Here is a 15,303-nt window from a genome sequence, read left to right as displayed (position 1 = left end):
CCGCCCCCCGCGAGCGCGCTGCGGGCCGGCGGCCGCACGGCCGCCCCCGGCCGCGTTCCACGCGCCGGGCGCCCGCCGCGGGACAACGAGAAACGGCCCGGCAGGCCGAGAGGCCGCCGGGCCGTTCGCGTGCGCCGGACGATCAGAGGGCGCGCTGGAAGGCGACCGAGACGTTGTGGCCGCCGAAGCCGAACGAGTTGTTGAGCGCCGCGGCGGGGCCGTCCGGGAGCTTGCGCGGCTCGTCCCGCACGATGTCCAGGTCGGCCTCGTCGTCGATGTCCTCCAGGTTGGCGACGAAGGGGATGAGGCCCTCCTTCAGCGCGAGGATCGTGAAGACCGACTCCAGCGCGCCGGCGCCGCCGAGCAGGTGCCCGGTCATCGACTTGGTGGCGGTGATGGCGACCTGGCGGGCGGCCTCCTCGCCGAGGCCCGCCTTGATCGAGGCGAGTTCGGCCACGTCGCCGGCGGGGGTGGAGGTGGCGTGCGCGTTGATGTGCACGATGTCGGCGGGCTCCAGCCCGGCGTCCTTGAGGGCGCGCTGCATCGCCTTGGCCTGCCCGGCGCCGGACGGGTCGGGCAGCACGATGTCGTAGGCGTCGCCGGAGTAGCCGCAGCCGGCCGCGATGCCGTGGATCCGGGCGCCGCGGGCGCGGGCGTGCTCCTCCGACTCCAGGATCATCGCGGCGGCGCCCTCGCCGAGGACGAACCCGTCGCGGTTCTTGTCGTAGGGCCGGGACGCGCGCTCCGGCTCGTCGTTGCGGGTCGACATCGCGCGCATGGAACCGAACGACGCCATCTGCAGCGGGTGGATGCACGATTCGGTGCCGCCGCAGATCACCACGTCGGCGCGGCCCGCGCGGATCATGTCGATGGCGTAGCCGACGGCCTCGCCGCTGGACGCGCAGGCGCTGACCAGGGCGTGCGAGCCGGCCATCGCGCCGAACTCGATGCCGACGTGCCCGGACGCGCCGTTCGGCATCAGCATCGGGACGGTGAAGGGCGAGACCCGCGCCCAGCCCTTCTCCTTGTACACGTCGTAGCTGTTGAGCGCGGTGTGCAGGCCGCCGATGCCGCTGGAGAACACGACGCCGAGGCGCTCGCCGTCCACGACGAAGCCGCCGTCCACGCCGGCCCGCTCCATGCCCTTCTGCGGCTTGCCGCCGGTGGACGGGGCGAACCCGGCGTCCGTCCACGCCTCGCGTGCGGAGATCAGCGCGATCGCCTGGTTGCGGTCGAGGCGGCGCAGTATCTGCTTCGGCATCACCTCGGACGGCTGGACCTTCAGCGTCCCGGCGAAGCGGACCGGCAGGTTCTCGACGTCCTCCCAGTCCAGCTTGCGGACTCCGGACTCGCCGGCGAGCAGGGCGGACCAGGTCGACGGGAGGTCTCCGCCGAGAGGGGTCGTTGCACCGAGACCCGTCACAACGACTCTGGTCTGGCTCTGGCTCATGGTGGATGCTCCTTGCGGACTGTGAGGTGTGGAGGTCCGGCGCGCCGCCGCCGGTCGGCGGCGCGCCGGACCCGCGGTTCTAGCTCTGGAGTTTCTGGACGAAGTTGATGACGTCCTGGACCGTCTTCAGGTTGCGCAGCTCGTCGTCGGGGATCTCGACGCCGAACTGGTCCTGGGCGGCCACGGCGATCTCCACCATCGACAGCGAGTCGATGTCGAGGTCGTCGATGAAGTTCTTCTCCGGGGTCACCTCGGCCTTGTCGATGCCGACGATGTCGTCGATGATCTCGGCGAGGCCGTCCAGGATCTGCTGTTCGGTGGCGACTGCCATGGTTCTGCGTTCTCCTTCGGTGGGTTGGTCCAGAGCCTGCGAGCAGGCGTGACGGCCTACGGGATCTGGATGACTTGGGCAGCGTAGGACAGTCCGGCGCCGAATCCGACCAGCAGGGCCGGGGCACCGGACGGTACGTCGCCGCGCTCGATCATGCGGGACAGGGCCAGCGGGATGGAGGCTCCCGAAGTGTTGCCCGAGTGCACGATGTCGTCGGCCACGATGGCGTTGGTGGCCTTCATCTTGCGGGCGATGGCCTCGATGATGCGCAGGTTGGCCTGGTGCGGGACGACGGCGGCGAGGTCCTCCGGCTTGATCCCGGCGCGCTCGCACGCCTGGAGCGCGACCGGGGCGATCGCGGTGGTGGCCCAGCGGAACACCGCCTGCCCCTCCTGCCGGATGAACGAGTGCCGGTCATCAATGATGATCTTGTCGGCCTTGTCGCCGGCGCTGCCCCACACGACCGGGCCGATGCCGGGGGAGTCGCTGCCGGTGACGACCGCCGCGCCCGCTCCGTCGGCGAAGATGATGCAGGTGGAGCGGTCGGTCCAGTCGACCCACTGGGACATCTTCTCCGACCCGATCACCAGCACGTTGCGGGCGCTGCCGGCGCGGACGGCGGCGCTGGCGGTGGCGAGGGCGTAGCAGAAGCCGGCGCAGGCGGCGTTGAGGTCGAACGCGCCGGGCGCGTCGATGCCGAGGCGGTGCGCGACGATCGTGGCGTTGCACGGCATCGGCGACTCCGCCGAGCACGTCGCGAGGATCACGAGGTCGATGTCGGACGGGGCGAGGCCGCTGTTGGCGAGGGCCTTGCCGCCCGCGTGCACGCCGAGTTCGACGACGCCCTCGTCCTCACCCGCGATGCGGCGTTCGGAGATGCCGACGCGGCTGCGGATCCACTCGTCGTTGGTGTCGACCATCCCGGCCAGCTCGTCGTTGGTGACGACGCGGGCCGGGCGGTAGTCCCCGAACGCCAGGATGCGGGCGCCGGCGGTCGCCTGGGGGATCTGGAGCGCGGCGCTCATGCCGCGTCCGCCTTGATCAGCTCGCGGGCCTTGTCGAGGTCCGCGGGGGTCTTGAGGGCGACCAGCTCGACGCCCTTCAGCTCGCGGCGGGCGAGGCCGGTCAGCGTCCCGGCGGGCGGCAGCTCGATGATCGCGGTGACGCCGAGGTCCCGCATGGCGGCCATGCACGAGTCCCAGCGGACGGGGGCGCTGACCTGGTCGACGAGCCGTGCCACGAAGTCGCGTCCGTCCTCGACCACGGCGCCGTCGCGGTTCTGCAGCAGCTTCGTCCTCGGGTCGGCGACGGGGGCGCCGGCCGCGAGCCGGCGGAGCGTCTCGACCGCGGGCTCCATGTGCTCGGTGTGGAACGCGCCCGCGACCGACAGCGGACGGAGCCGCGCCTTTGCGGGCGGTTCGTCGGCGAACGCCGCAAGCCGTTCCATCGTCCCGGCGGCGACGATCTGGCCGGCGCCGTTGACGTTCGCGGGGGTGAGCCCGTGCTTGTCGATCACGGTGAGGACCTCCTCGGGATCCCCGCCGAGGACCGCGGTCATGCCGGTCTCGGTGATCGCGGCGGCCTCGGCCATCGCCCGTCCCCGCTCCCGGACGAGGACCAGCGCGGCCTCCGGGGACAGCACCCCGGCGATCGCGGCGGCGGCCAGTTCACCGACGCTGTGCCCGGCGACCGCGCCCGGCACCGTCTCCCCGTAGAGGACCTCGTAGGCGGCGAGCGCGGCGGCGACCAGCAGCGGCTGGGCGATGGCGGTGTCGCGAATCTCCTCGGCGTCCGCCTCGGTCCCGTACCTGACCAGGTCGATCCCGGTGACCGCAGACCACCAGGCGAGGCGGTCGGCGACTCCGGGTATCTCTAGCCATGGCTGCAGAAAGCCTGGGGTCTGGGCGCCCTGGCCGGGCGATGCGAGGAGAATCACAGCGTCCAGCCTGCCGTCAATGCCGCGTGGACTCGATACCGATCACCACGAACTTTGTCCGAACGCTTTGTACGACCCCTACAAGATGCGGCCGCTCAGAGGCGGCACACCTGCCAATCCGTCATCCGTAGGCGGAGCGGGTCTCGAAACGGCCGAGGACCAGGGCGATCCGGAGGGTGAAGGCGTTGCGGCCGTCGGTGGGGGCCAGGCCGGTCAGTTCGGTGACGCGGCGGAGACGGTAGCGGACGGTGTTGGGATGGACGAACAGCAGCCGCGCCGTGGCCTCCAGCGACGAGCCCTGTTCGAGGTAGGTGGTGAGCGTGTCGAGGAGGGGGGCACCGGCGGCGAGCATCGGGTTGTAGACGCTTTCGACCAGGTAGCGGCGTGCGTCCTCGTCGCCGTCGAGAGCGCGTTCGGGGAGCAGTTCGGTCGCCTGGACGGGGCGGGGCGCGTCCGGCCATCCGGTGGCGGCGCGCAGCCCGGCGACGGCGGCCTTCGCCGAGTGTGTGGAGCCGTAGAGGTCGGTGACCTGCGGGCCGACGACGACGGGTCCGGGCCCGCACTTGGCGGCGATGGGCCGGGCCGCCTCCATGGGGTCGGTGTCGCCGCCCACGATGACGATGACGCGGTGCCCTTGGACGCCGGCCAGCACGTCGGCGCGCGCGCGGCGTGAGGCCCGTTGCATCTGGTCGATGGTGACCTCGGGCTCCTCGTCCTCCGGGGTGAAGCCGGCGATGACGGTGACGGGCTTGGAGCTCCAGCCGAGGGCGGCGGCCCAGGAGTGCATGCCGTCATCGACCTCGCCGCGGAGCACCGCGTTGACGACGAGGGCTTCCAGCCGGGCGTCCCAAGCGGCGCGTGTCTCGGCGGCGCGCGCGTAGACCTGGGCGGCGCCGAACGCCACGTCCCGCGTGTAGCGGAGGATGGCCTCGCGGAGCTGGGCCTCGCCACCGGGCGCGGCCAGTTCGTCCAGCCGGGTCTCCACCACCTCGATGATGACGCGGACCATGTCGATGGTGTGGTGCAGCTTGATGGAGCGCAGCAGTTCGCGGGGCGCGGTGCCGAACACCTCGCCGGCGATGGCCGGGCGCGTCTTCTCGTTGTTCTTGAACCATTCGACGAACGCGGCTATGCCGGCCTGGGCGACGAGTCCGATCCAGGAGCGCTGGTCGGCGGGCATCCGCCGGAACCAGGGGAGCTGCTCCTCCATGCTGCTCAGGGCCGCGGTGCCGAACGTCCCCATCGCCTTCTCCAGGCGCCGGGTGGTCTGCTCGCGGATTTCGGCCTCGTTCGCGCTGTTCACCACCCCAGAGTGCCATCACCCCAAGGTGACCCGGCCTCAAGTGGCGAAAGAGTCAGCCGGGTGTGACGCCTGCGACACCGCCGAGCGCGATGCCGGTGAGGTTGCGCAGGGAGGTCGAGCCGGGGGCGAGGTAGTCGCTGTGGCCGCCGGAACCGGCGTCGAAGACCCGCGCGCCGAACGAGGACGACACCGGGTCCGCACCGAGCCCGAGCCCGAAGATGCGCACGTGGGGGACGTCCTCCATCCAGTCCGTGGACCCCCGTCCCGCCCAGATACGGGCCGTGCTGCTCAGCTTGGAGGCCGATAGTGCCGTCGTCCCTGGACTGCCGTAGAGGGCGATGTCGGTGACCTTCCGCCAGGCCGCGCTGTGGTGGCTGTCCAATGCGGCACGGCCGCAGACCACCGATCCGTAGCTGTGGCAGAGCAGACTCACGCTCGCGCCGGGGTTGACTCGATGAACGCCCTTCAGGAAGCGACTCAACTGCCCGGCGCCTTCGGAGGCTCGTTCATCTGTGAGGACGTCACTGCTGAACGTCTTGGGCGCCGCATATCCGAGCCAGGCGACGACCGCCAGCCCCGGGCTCGGCGACATGGAACCAGCCTGTGCGTAGACGGCGCGCGCGCCGCCCCCCGGTGTCGACCACGGTTTGTCGCCGCGGTTGTCGAACGCCGACAGCGTGGTGTCCGCACCCGGGACGAGCACCGCGACACGCCGTGCCCTGGTGAGGTCGCCGATGACCTCGATGGCGCGCCCGCGGCCGCGTGGGTCGAAGTAGAGGAAACGGCGTCCGGGCTGGAGGAACGCCCCGAGCGCCTTCCCGCGGTCGACGTCGCCGACCGCCTGCGCCGTCTTCAGGGCCTTCTCGATGGACTGGCGTTCGGCGGTGTACCGGACGTCCAGCGTCGAGGGCGCCATCGTGGGGACGGCGACCGGCGCGGCGTAGGGGTCGGCGTGGCCGGTCCCGGCCGTGGTCATCATGATCACGCCGATGGACGCGGTACCGGCCAGAGCCTTCCGCAGCCGCCGGAGGCGCGGCCGCCGGGAGGGTGTCCCCGGAATCGTGCGGTGCGGCGGCATCGTGGGTATGTCTACCATCCAAGATCTTTGTGCGGGTGGGACGGCCCGCGTCCGAACCGGGCGGCCAGGGCCCGGATCGCGGCGAGCACGGCCGTGCGACCTGCCGGTCGGTCACGGAATGCGCACCATGAGCCATTCCGGCCGGTTCGGCACGGAGTGCAACCCTTGCAGGTTACCCAACGTGAGTGGTGGGCCTTCCGGGGTTCGCCGGGCCGGCGGGGTCCGCGCCGAAGCAGGCCCGCCCCACGCCCTGGTCGAACCGGGGTGCGGCCGGACCCGGGTACGGTGCGAGGCGTGGAGCCCGTCGAAGCGCTGCGCCGGATCGCGTTCCTCCTGGAGCGCGCCCAGGAGCCGACCTACCGCGTCCGGGCGTTCCGCACGGCCGCCGCCCTCGCCGAGCGGACCTCCCCCGGCGAACTCGCCGGCCGCGCCCGTGCCGGCACACTGACCGCCCTGCCCGGCATCGGCAAGGTCACCGCGCTGGTCATCGAGGAGGCGCTGCGCGGCGAGACCCCCGTCTACCTGCGGCGCCTGGAGGCGACCGAGGGCGAGCCGCCGGAGGAGTCCACGGCCGCGCTGCGCGCCGCGCTGAAGGGCGACCTGCACACCCACAGCGACTGGTCGGACGGCGGGTCGCCGATCGAGGAGATGGCCGAGGCCGCCCGCTCCCTCGGCCACGAATACCTCGCGCTGACCGACCATTCGCCGCGCCTGAAGATCGCAGGCGGCCTCTCGGCGGACCGTCTCCGCCGCCAGCTCGACATCGTGGCGTCGCTGAACGAGGACCTGGCGCCGTTCCGCATCCTGACGGGCATCGAGGTCGACATCCTGGAGGACGGGACCCTCGACCAGGACCCCGACCTGCTGGAACGGCTGGACGTCGTCGTCGCGAGCGTCCACTCCAAGCTCCGCATGGACCGCGTCGCGATGACGAGGCGCATGGTCGCCGCGATCGCGAACCCGCGGGTCGACGTCCTCGGCCACTGCACCGGGCGCATCGTCAAGGCGGGCGGCGAACGCGGCGGCCTGCGCCCCGAATCGGAGTTCGACGCCGCCCTGGTCTTCGACGCCTGCGCCGCCTACGACGTCGCCGTCGAGATCAACTCCCGTCCGGAACGCCTCGATCCGCCCAAGCGCCTGCTGCGCCTGGCCGTCGAGGCGGGCTGCCGCTTCTCGATCGACTCCGACGCCCACGCGCCGGGCCAGCTCGACTGGCTGCCCTTCGGCTGTGAGCGGGCCGCCCGGTGCGGGGTCCCTGTGTCCCGGATCGTCAACACGCTCCCGGCCGGCGACCTGGTCGCCTGGACACGCTCCAAGCTCTGACGGCCACCCGCCCCTGCCGGCACCCGTGCGGGGCGACCGTCGCGTCCGTCATGAGCGGCTTTCCTCCGCGCGTCCTGACCGGGACCGGAATGTCGCACCCGGCGCGTACGGTCGGCGCGTGAACCGCACCGACCGCTTGTACGCACTGGTGGAGGAGCTGCGCGCCCGCGCGCCGCGCCGGCTCAGCGCGCGGGAGCTGGCCGCGCGGTACGAGGTGAGCGTCCGCACGATCGAACGCGACATCGGCGCGCTCCAGCAGGCCGGTGTGCCGATCTACGCGGATGTGGGCCGTGGCGGCGGCTACACCCTCGACAAGAGCCGGACGCTGCCGCCGATGAACTTCACGCCCGCCGAGGCCGTGGCCGTCGCGATCACCCTGTCCCGGGCGGGCGGTTCGCCGTACTCCCGGGCCGCCCGCACCGCCCTGCACAAGATCGTCGCGGCGATGTCGGCGGCCGACAGCGCCTCGGCCCGCGAACTGGCCGAGCGGGTCCGCTTCGTGACGCCGCCGGACGCGGGCGAGCCCGCCTCCGTCCCGGCCGTCCTGGAGGAGGCCATGTCCGCCCGCCGCGTCGTCCGGCTCGGCTACGTCGACGCCGACGGCGCCGAGACCGAACGCGACGTCGAACCCGTCGCGTTCACCGCCGTCTCGCTGCGCTGGTACCTGATCGGCTGGTGCCGCCTGCGCGACGGCGCCCGGGTGTTCCGCATCGACCGCGTCCGCCGCGCCGCGCTGCTGGACGAGCCCGCCCCGGAACGCAGCTTCGAGGACATGAGCCCGCCGCCGCCCGACCACGTCGTCCGCCCGCTCGAACTCGTGTGAGAAACATGGAAAACACCGACACAGGGCTGTCGTGCCCCTCGCCGACGCTGGTTCTCGTCACCGCTTGAGAAGGCAGAGGAGAGGGCCATGACAGTCCCCGCGTTCAATACCGTCACGTGGTTCCAGGTCGGCGCCGATGCGCCGGTGGAGGCCCGCCGCTTCTACGGCGACATGTTCGGCTGGAGGTTCGCGCTCGACCCGGACGACGACGGCTACGACCTCATCAGCTACCCGGGCGCCGACCGCCCGAGCGGCGGGATCGCCCACACCTCGGGCCCGGCGGAGAACCACGCCATGTTCCTGGTGCTGGTCGAGGACGTCGACGCCGCCTGCGCGCAGGCCGAGGAACACGGCGGCAAGGTCGCCATGCCCGCCGCGACGGCCTCCAGCGGCCTGAAGTTCGCCTACCTGGAAGACCCCGCCGGCAACCGCTTCGGCGTCTTCACCCCCGCGGCCCCCTGACCGGCGCACGGAAACCGGAACACGGGAAAGGGCCCCGAGACGACTCGGGGCCCTTTCCGCGCGGGTGATCGCGGCCTACACCTCCGCGATCACCGTGGTGAACACCACTGCGATGAACTACGCGTCTCCGCCGGTGTTGCTCTCGGGACTGCCGACGCCGCCCGCGAAGACCTCGCTGACCGGGGCGTTCAGGCGGTAGCGCTCGATCGCCCGCGGGAGCGCCTCCGGCTTGATCTCGCCGTGCCGGGCGAGCCTGGTGAGCACCGCGAGGACGATCGACGCGGCGTCCACGTGGAAGAACCGGCGGGCGGCGGCGCGGGTGTCGGAGAAGCCGAACCCGTCGGTGCCGAGCGAGGCGAAGTCCGCGTTCACCCAGGGCGCGATCTGGTCGGGCACGGCGCGGGTGAAGTCCGATACCGCGACGATCGGCCCGGCGACGTTGTCGAGCGTCCGGGTGACGTACGGGATGCGCTGCTCGGCGTCCGGGTTCAGCATGTTCCACTCGTCGCACGCGCGGGCCTCGCGGGCCAGTTCGTTCCACGAGGTCGCCGACCACACGTCCGCGGCGACGCCCCAGTCCTCGGCGAGGAGCCGCTGCGCCTCCAGGGCCCACCGGCCGCCGACGCCGGACGCGAGGATCTGCGCCCGCGGCGGCTCGCCGTTGCGAGAATCGATCTGCGGGGCGGCCCGGTACCGGTACAGGCCCCTGAGCAGGCCGTCGACGTCGAGGTCCGCGGGCTCGGCGGGCTGCTGGTACGGCTCGTTGTAGACGGTGAGGTAGTAGAAGACGTCCTCGCCGTCCGGGTGCTCCTCCGACGACCCGTACATGCGGCGCAGCGCGTCCCGGACGATGTGGCCCAGTTCGAACGCCCATGCCGGGTCGTAGTGGACGCAGGCCGGGTTGGACGCCGCGAGCAGCGGGGAGTGGCCGTCGGCGTGCTGCAGGCCCTCGCCGGTGAGCGTGGTGCGGCCGGCGGTGGCGCCGAGCAGGAACCCGCGGCCCATCTGGTCGCCGAGCGCCCACATCTGGTCGCCGGTCCGCTGGAACCCGAACATCGAGTAGAAGATGTACACCGGGATCATGTGCTCGCCGTGCGTGGCGTACGCGGTGCCCGCCGCGATCGTGGACGCCATCGAGCCGGCCTCGCTGATGCCCTCGTGCAGCATCTGGCCGCTCTCGGACTCCTTGTACGACAGCAGCAGCTTGCGGTCCACCGCCTCGTACGTCTGCCCGTGCGGGGAGTAGATCTTGGACGTGGGGAACAGCGAGTCCATCCCGAACGTGCGGTACTCGTCCGGGGCGATCGGCACGAACCGGGCGCCGATGTTCTCGTCCTTGATCAGGTCCTTGAGCAGCCGGACGAACGCCATGGTCGTCGCGACGTTCTGCTTGCCGGAGCCCTTCTTCATCTCGCTGTAGACGGCGTCGCCGGGCAGCTTGAGCGGCTTGGCCCGCACGACCCGCTTCGGCAGGAACCCGCCGAGCGCGGCGCGGCGCTCGCGCATGTACTGGATCTCGTCGGAGTCCTCGCCCGGGTGATAGTAGGGCGGCAGCGGCGCCTCCAGCGCCGAGTCGGGGATGTCCAGGTAGAGCCGGTCCCGGAACTCCTTCAGCTCGGCCTTGGTGAGCTTCTTCATCTGGTGCGTGGCGTTGCGGGCCTCGAAGTCGGAGCCGAGCGTCCAGCCCTTGATGGTGTGCGCGAGGATCACGGTCGGCTGCCCGACGTGCTCGCGGGCCGCCTTGAACGCCGCGTACACCTTGCGGTAGTCGTGCCCGCCGCGCGACAGCTTGCGCAGTTCGTCGTCCGACAGATGCTGGACGATCTTGCGCAGCCGCGGGTCGGCGCCGAAGAACTTCTCCCGGATGTAGTCGCCGGACTCCACGGAGAAGGTCTGGAACTGCCCGTCCGGGGTGGTGTTCATCTGGTTGACGAGCACGCCGTCGACGTCCTGCGCGAGCAGCGGGTCCCAGTCGCGGCCCCAGATGACCTTGATGACGTTCCAGCCGGCGCCGCGGAAGAACGACTCCAGCTCCTGGATGATCTTGCCGTTGCCGCGCACCGGGCCGTCCAGCTGCTGCAGGTTGCAGTTGACGACGAAGGTGAGGTTGTCGAGTTCCTCGCGGGCGGCGAGCCCGATCGCGCCGAGCGACTCCGGCTCGCCCATCTCGCCGTCGCCGAGGAACGCCCACACGTGCGAGCGCGACGTGTCCTTGATCCTGCGGTTGTACAGGTACCGGTTGAACCGGGCCTGGTACACCGAGTCGATCGCGGTCAGCCCCATGGAGACCGTGGGGAACTCCCAGAAATCCGGCATGAGCCGCGGGTGAGGGTAGGACGACAGGCCGCCGCCCGGGTGCGAGTGCTCCTGCCGGAACCCGTCGAGCTTGTCCTCCGGCAGCCGCCCCTCCAGGAACGCGCGGGCGTAGATGCCGGGCGCCGCGTGCCCCTGGATGAACACCTGGTCGCCGGACTCGCCGTGGTCCTTGCCGCGGAAGAAGTGGTTGAAGCCGACCTCGTACAGCGAGGCCGCGGAGGCGTAGGTGGCGATGTGCCCGCCGACGCCGAGTTCGGGGCGGTTCGCCCGCGACACCATGATCGCCGCGTTCCACCGGATGTAGGCGCGGATGCGCCGTTCCACATGCTCGTCGCCGGGGAACCAGGGCTCGTGTTCCGGCGGGATCGTGTTGATGAAGTCGGTGCTGCGCAGGCCGGGCACGCCGACCTGCAGCTCCCGCGCCCTTTCCAGGAGCCGGAGCATCACGTACCGCGCCCTGCCGCGGCCCTCGGTCTTGATGACCGTGTCCAGAGACTCAAGCCATTCCCGGGTTTCATCCGGGTTGATGTCGGGCAACTGGCTCGGCAGGCCGTCGCTGATGATCGAAAAGCGTTGACGTCCGGAAGCCACGGGGTCCCCTCTGTCCATGCCGTCTTTGCTGGTGAGACCGGGACCGTCGCATGGGAGGCCACCGGTCCCCGGCAGACTGTTCGTCGCTCGTCTCGCGACCCATCGTCGCCGTTTATGGCGGCGAACGCATCTCTACCAGCCGGTAACCATTTTCCCCGGTCAACGGGGTACCCACCCCTGGGAGAACTGATTTTCCCGGCGAGAGCGGAGGCGTCATGTACGGGCGGATAGGAGACCGGTTGCACGTTCACGGCAACGTCGTGGGGCAGCCGGACCGGCAAGGCGAGATCATCGAGGTGCGCGGCCAGAACGGCGGCCCGCCGTACCTGGTGCGGTTCGACGACGGCCATGAGGCCCTGGTCTACCCGGGGCCGGACGCCGTGATCGAGCCCGCCGGGCGGGTACCGCACTAGCCGGCGGACCGGCCCCGGATCCGTGCGGCCCCGGATCCGTGCGGCCCCGGATCCGTGCGGCCCCGGATCCGTGCGGCCCCGGATGCGTCCGGTGCCGCGGATCGGGTAGACACGGGATCATGGAGAGCACCGTGGTCCGGGTGGCCACCGGTACGAGCGACACCGTGCACGACATCACGGCCGAATGCGAGCGGTTCGCCGCGTCGGCGGGCGGCGACGGGCTGCTGCACGTCTTCGTCCCGCACGCCACCGCCGGCGTGGCGATCATCGAGCTCGGATCCGGAAGCGACACCGACCTGCTGGACGCGCTGCGCGACCTGCTGCCGGCGGACGACCGCTGGCGGCACGCGCACGGGTCCCGGGGGCACGGGCGCTCGCACGTGATGCCCGCGCTCGTCCCGCCGTATGCGACCCTGCCGGTCGCGGGCGGGCGGCTCGCGCTGGGAACATGGCAGTCGGTCGCTTTGGTCGACCTCAACGTGGACAATCCGGATCGCCAGATCCGGCTGTCGTTCATCAAGGGATGAGCGCGTGGAGTCGCTCTCGGTGGCCGTGTCATGACGGAGAGATCCGTATTCGGGCCAATGAGGCCACCAAAAAGCGCGGAAGGCACTTGCGCTGGAGCCCTCACTTGTGTGGACTGTCCCGCAAACACCGCACAGGTGCGGGCGGGCCACCCGTCCCGGGGGGCCGAACGAGCAAGCGCACGGCATCGTGCGGACTGACGACAGGGGAGGACTTTCGTGAGCGCGACCGCGGGTCAGGCGCAGTCTGAGCGCAGCCTGGCCGAACGGCTCGGCATCAAGCAGGGCCAGGTGGTGCAGGAGATCGGCTACGACGACGACGTCGATGAGGAGCTCCGCCGCTCCGTCGAGGAGCTCACGGGGAACGAGCTGGTCGACGAGGACTACGACGACGTGGTCGACATCGTGCTGCTGTGGTGGCGCGAGGAGGACGGCGACCTGTTCGAGGGCCTGACCGATGCGATGATCCCGCTCACCGGCGGCGGCAACATCTGGCTGCTGACGCCGAAGGCGGGCCGGGACGGGCATGTGGAGCCGAGTGACATCGGCGAGGCCGCGCAGACGGCCGGCCTGTCGCAGACCAGCAGCATCAGCGCCGCCAAGGAGTGGTCCGGCACGCGGCTGGTCGCACCCAAGGTCCACAAGTAGCCGGGGACGGTAGGACTTTGGCCGTCAACGTGGGCGACGACGCGCCGGACTTCGAGCTGCAGGACCAGCACGGCGCACCGGTACGGCTGTCGGGCTTCCGCGGCGGGAAGAACGTCGTCCTGGTGTTCTATCCGCTGGCGTTCAGCGGCGTGTGCGCGGGCGAACTCTCCCGGCTCAGGGACGAACTCCCGACCCTGGGCGGCGAGGACGGCGTGCAGGTGCTCGCCGTCTCGGTCGACTCGATGTTCGCGCTGCGGGCCTGGTCCGACCGGGAGAAGTTCCCGTTCCCGCTGCTGTCGGACTTCTGGCCGCACGGCGGCACGGCGGAGCGGTACGGCGTCTTCGACGGGGAGAAGGGGGTCGCGCTGCGCGGCACCTTCATCATCGACACCGAGGGCGTGGTCCGGTGGAAGGTCGTGAACGCGATCCCGGACGCACGTGACATCGGCGAGTACCGCAAGGCGCTCGCCGGGCTCTGAGCGGACGGACCGGTCCCGGGCCTGGCCGAGCCGGTGGCCGGAACCGGTCCACGCACCTGTGGAGGTGTTGATGCCCTGCTTCCGCTGCGGGGTGCGGCAGACCGATCCCGTGCGCGGCGCCAGCCCGTGGAAGCGCGGGGTCCGGGCGGACCACCAGGTCCTGATCTGCCCGGGCTGCCAGGCCGGCGGCGACTGGGCGGACGACCTGGACCGCTGCGCGGCCTGCGGCTCGACCGCGCTGGTGTGCCGGCTCGGCGAGGTCGAGTGCCGCGCCTGCGGCCACACCCGCGACGCCGTGCGGGACGAGCCGGGCACTGCGGCCCTGGTGCACTCCGGCGCGGAGCGGCCGTCCGACGGCGGCCTGTCGGAGGAGGTGGCGGCGGCGCTGTCGCGCGTCCTGAAGCGGGGCCCGGCCGGCTGAGCCCCGGCCGCCCGGTGGCCGGGTCCGGCCGGTGAGCGTCGCACACCGTGACCGAACCGCGCTTGACGTGGGGTTTTGTCCGCTGCAACGCTGCGCGAATGCCGATCGTGCTGTTGCGCCTGGTCAGCCGCTTCACCGCGCGGACCTGGCGCGCCCCCGCGCTCGTGCTCCTCGCCGCGTTCCTGGTGGGCTGGCTGCTCATCGCGGTGTTCGAGGATCCGGGCGCCAAGATCAAGAAGCCGCACGAGTACTTCTGGTACTTCTTCGTCAGCGGCACCACCACCGGGTACGGCGATCTCGCCCCGGCCACGCCCGGCGGGCGGGTCGGCGGCGTGCTGATCATCGTGGCCGGGCTCACCGCGGGGCTCGTGCTGTTCGCCGAGCTGACGCTCTGGATGGCGAAGGGCAGGACCATGAAGGCGAACGGCCACGCGCAACTGCACCGGCGGGACCACATCGTGGTCGTCGGCTACGACCGCGACGCGCTGCGGGCCATCATCGGCCAGTTGCGCGCCGACCCCGAGTTCGTGAAGACGCCCGTCGTCGCGCTCTTCTGGCCGGAGGAGCTGACGGGCGAGAACCCCGACCCGGACCTCTACGAGGTGGTCGCCAACGACGACACCGCCTACGAGCGGGCATGCCTGGAGAAGGCGCGGACCGTACTGGTCGTCGGACGCTCCGACGACGAGACCGTCCGCGTCATGCTGGGCGTGTCGGCCTATCTGCGGCGGTGCGGGGAGCCGTCCGCGCATCTGCTGGCCGGGCTGCGCGACGGCGGCCGCCGCACGGAGATCACCGAGGCGCTGAACCTGGTCAGCGCCGACATCGAGCCGGTCGACATCGACGACCCGGCGGTGGTCGCGGTCGCGATCCGCAACCCGGGCGTGGCCGCCATCTACCACAACCTCGCGAGCACCCTCGACACGGACGGCACGCTGTACCGCGTGGACGTCCCCGAGGACGCGGGCGAATGGTCCCGCCTCGATGTGGCGATCTTCCTGCTCCGCCGGGGCAGCACGCTTCTCGCGGTCGGCGAGTCGCACCGTCCCAACGCCCGCTTCCGGCTCACGTCCATGCCGGGGGAGATGGTCCGCGGCGGCCAGTCCCTGGCGGTGGTCGCCCCCGACCGCCCGGTGATCCCCTGGGGCGAGCTCTGACCGGTGCCGGGAGGGCGCCCGCGGCGGGCGCCCTCCCGGCGGCCGCCT

General features: G+C 71.6%; 16 protein-coding genes. 9 read left to right on the top strand and 7 right to left on the bottom strand.

All coding sequences use genetic code 11. From position 1 onward, the window contains the following. Positions 1 to 142: 142 nt before the first annotated feature. From ACQP1N_RS23510 to ACQP1N_RS23485, 6 genes are all read right to left on the bottom strand, one after another. Entirely contained in the window at positions 143 to 1,450 is a 1,308-nt protein-coding gene (locus tag ACQP1N_RS23510; RefSeq protein WP_067800468.1) for a beta-ketoacyl-[acyl-carrier-protein] synthase family protein, read from the bottom strand. Between the two features lie 79 nt (positions 1,451 to 1,529). Next, the gene (locus tag ACQP1N_RS23505) at positions 1,530 to 1,781 is read right to left on the bottom strand and encodes an acyl carrier protein (protein WP_067800465.1); all 252 of its coding nucleotides are present in this window, start codon (positions 1,779 to 1,781) and stop codon (positions 1,530 to 1,532) included. Between the two features lie 56 nt (positions 1,782 to 1,837). Next, positions 1,838 to 2,806, bottom strand: coding sequence for a beta-ketoacyl-ACP synthase III (locus ACQP1N_RS23500; RefSeq protein WP_433226655.1), 969 nt, complete (start codon positions 2,804 to 2,806; stop codon positions 1,838 to 1,840). Continuing rightward, the gene (locus ACQP1N_RS23495) at positions 2,803 to 3,717 is read right to left on the bottom strand and encodes an ACP S-malonyltransferase (protein ID WP_067800458.1); all 915 of its coding nucleotides are present in this window, start codon (positions 3,715 to 3,717) and stop codon (positions 2,803 to 2,805) included. The genes ACQP1N_RS23500 and ACQP1N_RS23495 overlap by 4 nt, the downstream gene beginning before the upstream one ends. A gap of 121 nt (positions 3,718 to 3,838) precedes the next feature. Continuing rightward, entirely contained in the window at positions 3,839 to 4,960 is a 1,122-nt protein-coding gene (locus ACQP1N_RS23490) for a PucR family transcriptional regulator (protein ID WP_084263078.1), read from the bottom strand. 112 nt (positions 4,961 to 5,072) lie between these two features. Next, positions 5,073 to 6,116, bottom strand: a complete 1,044-nt coding sequence (locus ACQP1N_RS23485; protein ID WP_433226652.1) for an alpha/beta hydrolase — start codon at positions 6,114 to 6,116, stop codon at positions 5,073 to 5,075. 276 nt (positions 6,117 to 6,392) lie between these two features. Between ACQP1N_RS23485 and ACQP1N_RS23480 the strand changes: the two genes are divergently transcribed. The 3 genes from ACQP1N_RS23480 (at position 6,393) to ACQP1N_RS23470 (ending at position 8,706) form a co-directional block, all read left to right on the top strand. After that, on the top strand, positions 6,393 to 7,421 hold the full coding sequence (locus tag ACQP1N_RS23480) for a PHP domain-containing protein (protein ID WP_067800452.1): 1,029 nt from the start codon (positions 6,393 to 6,395) through the stop codon (positions 7,419 to 7,421). Positions 7,422 to 7,539: 118 nt separating this feature from the next. After that, entirely contained in the window at positions 7,540 to 8,244 is a 705-nt protein-coding gene (locus ACQP1N_RS23475; RefSeq protein ID WP_067800449.1) for a helix-turn-helix transcriptional regulator, read from the top strand. A gap of 87 nt (positions 8,245 to 8,331) precedes the next feature. Beyond that, positions 8,332 to 8,706 (top strand): VOC family protein, encoded by a 375-nt coding sequence (locus ACQP1N_RS23470; protein ID WP_067800446.1) that lies wholly within the window; start codon positions 8,332 to 8,334, stop codon positions 8,704 to 8,706. Between the two features lie 117 nt (positions 8,707 to 8,823). Here the strand turns inward: ACQP1N_RS23470 and aceE are convergent, their stop codons facing one another. Next, complete coding sequence (gene aceE / locus ACQP1N_RS23465; protein ID WP_067800443.1) at positions 8,824 to 11,613, bottom strand: pyruvate dehydrogenase (acetyl-transferring), homodimeric type; 2,790 nt, start codon at positions 11,611 to 11,613, stop codon at positions 8,824 to 8,826. A gap of 215 nt (positions 11,614 to 11,828) precedes the next feature. On the opposite strand from aceE, the gene ACQP1N_RS23460 reads away from it, so the two are divergent. From ACQP1N_RS23460 to ACQP1N_RS23435, 6 genes are all read left to right on the top strand, one after another. Beyond that, positions 11,829 to 12,026 carry a DUF1918 domain-containing protein gene (locus tag ACQP1N_RS23460; protein WP_067800440.1) on the top strand — a complete coding sequence of 66 codons (198 nt, stop codon included), beginning with the start codon at positions 11,829 to 11,831 and terminating at the stop codon, positions 12,024 to 12,026. A 119-nt stretch (positions 12,027 to 12,145) separates the two neighbouring features. Beyond that, positions 12,146 to 12,553: a secondary thiamine-phosphate synthase enzyme YjbQ gene (locus ACQP1N_RS23455; protein ID WP_067800437.1), complete on the top strand. Its 408-nt coding sequence runs from the start codon at positions 12,146 to 12,148 to the stop codon at positions 12,551 to 12,553. 216 nt (positions 12,554 to 12,769) lie between these two features. Next, positions 12,770 to 13,198 (top strand): DUF3052 domain-containing protein, encoded by a 429-nt coding sequence (locus ACQP1N_RS23450; protein WP_067800433.1) that lies wholly within the window; start codon positions 12,770 to 12,772, stop codon positions 13,196 to 13,198. 17 nt (positions 13,199 to 13,215) lie between these two features. Beyond that, entirely contained in the window at positions 13,216 to 13,677 is a 462-nt protein-coding gene (locus ACQP1N_RS23445; RefSeq protein ID WP_433226648.1) for a peroxiredoxin, read from the top strand. A gap of 70 nt (positions 13,678 to 13,747) precedes the next feature. Beyond that, on the top strand, positions 13,748 to 14,098 hold the full coding sequence (locus tag ACQP1N_RS23440; RefSeq protein ID WP_067800425.1) for a hypothetical protein: 351 nt from the start codon (positions 13,748 to 13,750) through the stop codon (positions 14,096 to 14,098). A 98-nt stretch (positions 14,099 to 14,196) separates the two neighbouring features. Further along, the gene (locus ACQP1N_RS23435) at positions 14,197 to 15,255 is read left to right on the top strand and encodes a potassium channel family protein (protein WP_067800423.1); all 1,059 of its coding nucleotides are present in this window, start codon (positions 14,197 to 14,199) and stop codon (positions 15,253 to 15,255) included. Positions 15,256 to 15,303: the final 48 nt, after the last annotated feature.

It is taken from the genome of Actinomadura formosensis, from assembly GCF_050948385.1.
Classification (GTDB): domain Bacteria; phylum Actinomycetota; class Actinomycetes; order Streptosporangiales; family Streptosporangiaceae; genus Spirillospora; species Spirillospora formosensis.
Note: the sequence above shows the minus strand (reverse complement) of the source record. Positions and strands in the feature narration are given on the sequence as shown.

Excerpts from the sequence above, each read along its gene's own strand:
- ACQP1N_RS23435 (WP_067800423.1), top strand. The coding sequence starts at position 14,197 with ATGCCGATCGTGCTGTTGCGCCTGGTCAGCCGCTTCACCGCGCGGACC.
- ACQP1N_RS23490 (WP_084263078.1), bottom strand. The coding sequence starts at position 4,960 with ATGGGGACGTTCGGCACCGCGGCCCTGAGCAGCATGGAGGAGCAGCTC.
- ACQP1N_RS23485 (WP_433226652.1), bottom strand. The coding sequence starts at position 6,116 with ATGGTAGACATACCCACGATGCCGCCGCACCGCACGATTCCGGGGACA.
- ACQP1N_RS23470 (WP_067800446.1), top strand. The coding sequence starts at position 8,332 with ATGACAGTCCCCGCGTTCAATACCGTCACGTGGTTCCAGGTCGGCGCC.
- ACQP1N_RS23455 (WP_067800437.1), top strand. The coding sequence starts at position 12,146 with ATGGAGAGCACCGTGGTCCGGGTGGCCACCGGTACGAGCGACACCGTG.
- ACQP1N_RS23510 (WP_067800468.1), bottom strand. The coding sequence starts at position 1,450 with ATGAGCCAGAGCCAGACCAGAGTCGTTGTGACGGGTCTCGGTGCAACG.
- ACQP1N_RS23440 (WP_067800425.1), top strand. The coding sequence starts at position 13,748 with ATGCCCTGCTTCCGCTGCGGGGTGCGGCAGACCGATCCCGTGCGCGGC.
- ACQP1N_RS23460 (WP_067800440.1), top strand. The coding sequence starts at position 11,829 with ATGTACGGGCGGATAGGAGACCGGTTGCACGTTCACGGCAACGTCGTG.
- ACQP1N_RS23505 (WP_067800465.1), bottom strand. The coding sequence starts at position 1,781 with ATGGCAGTCGCCACCGAACAGCAGATCCTGGACGGCCTCGCCGAGATC.
- ACQP1N_RS23500 (WP_433226655.1), bottom strand. The coding sequence starts at position 2,806 with ATGAGCGCCGCGCTCCAGATCCCCCAGGCGACCGCCGGCGCCCGCATC.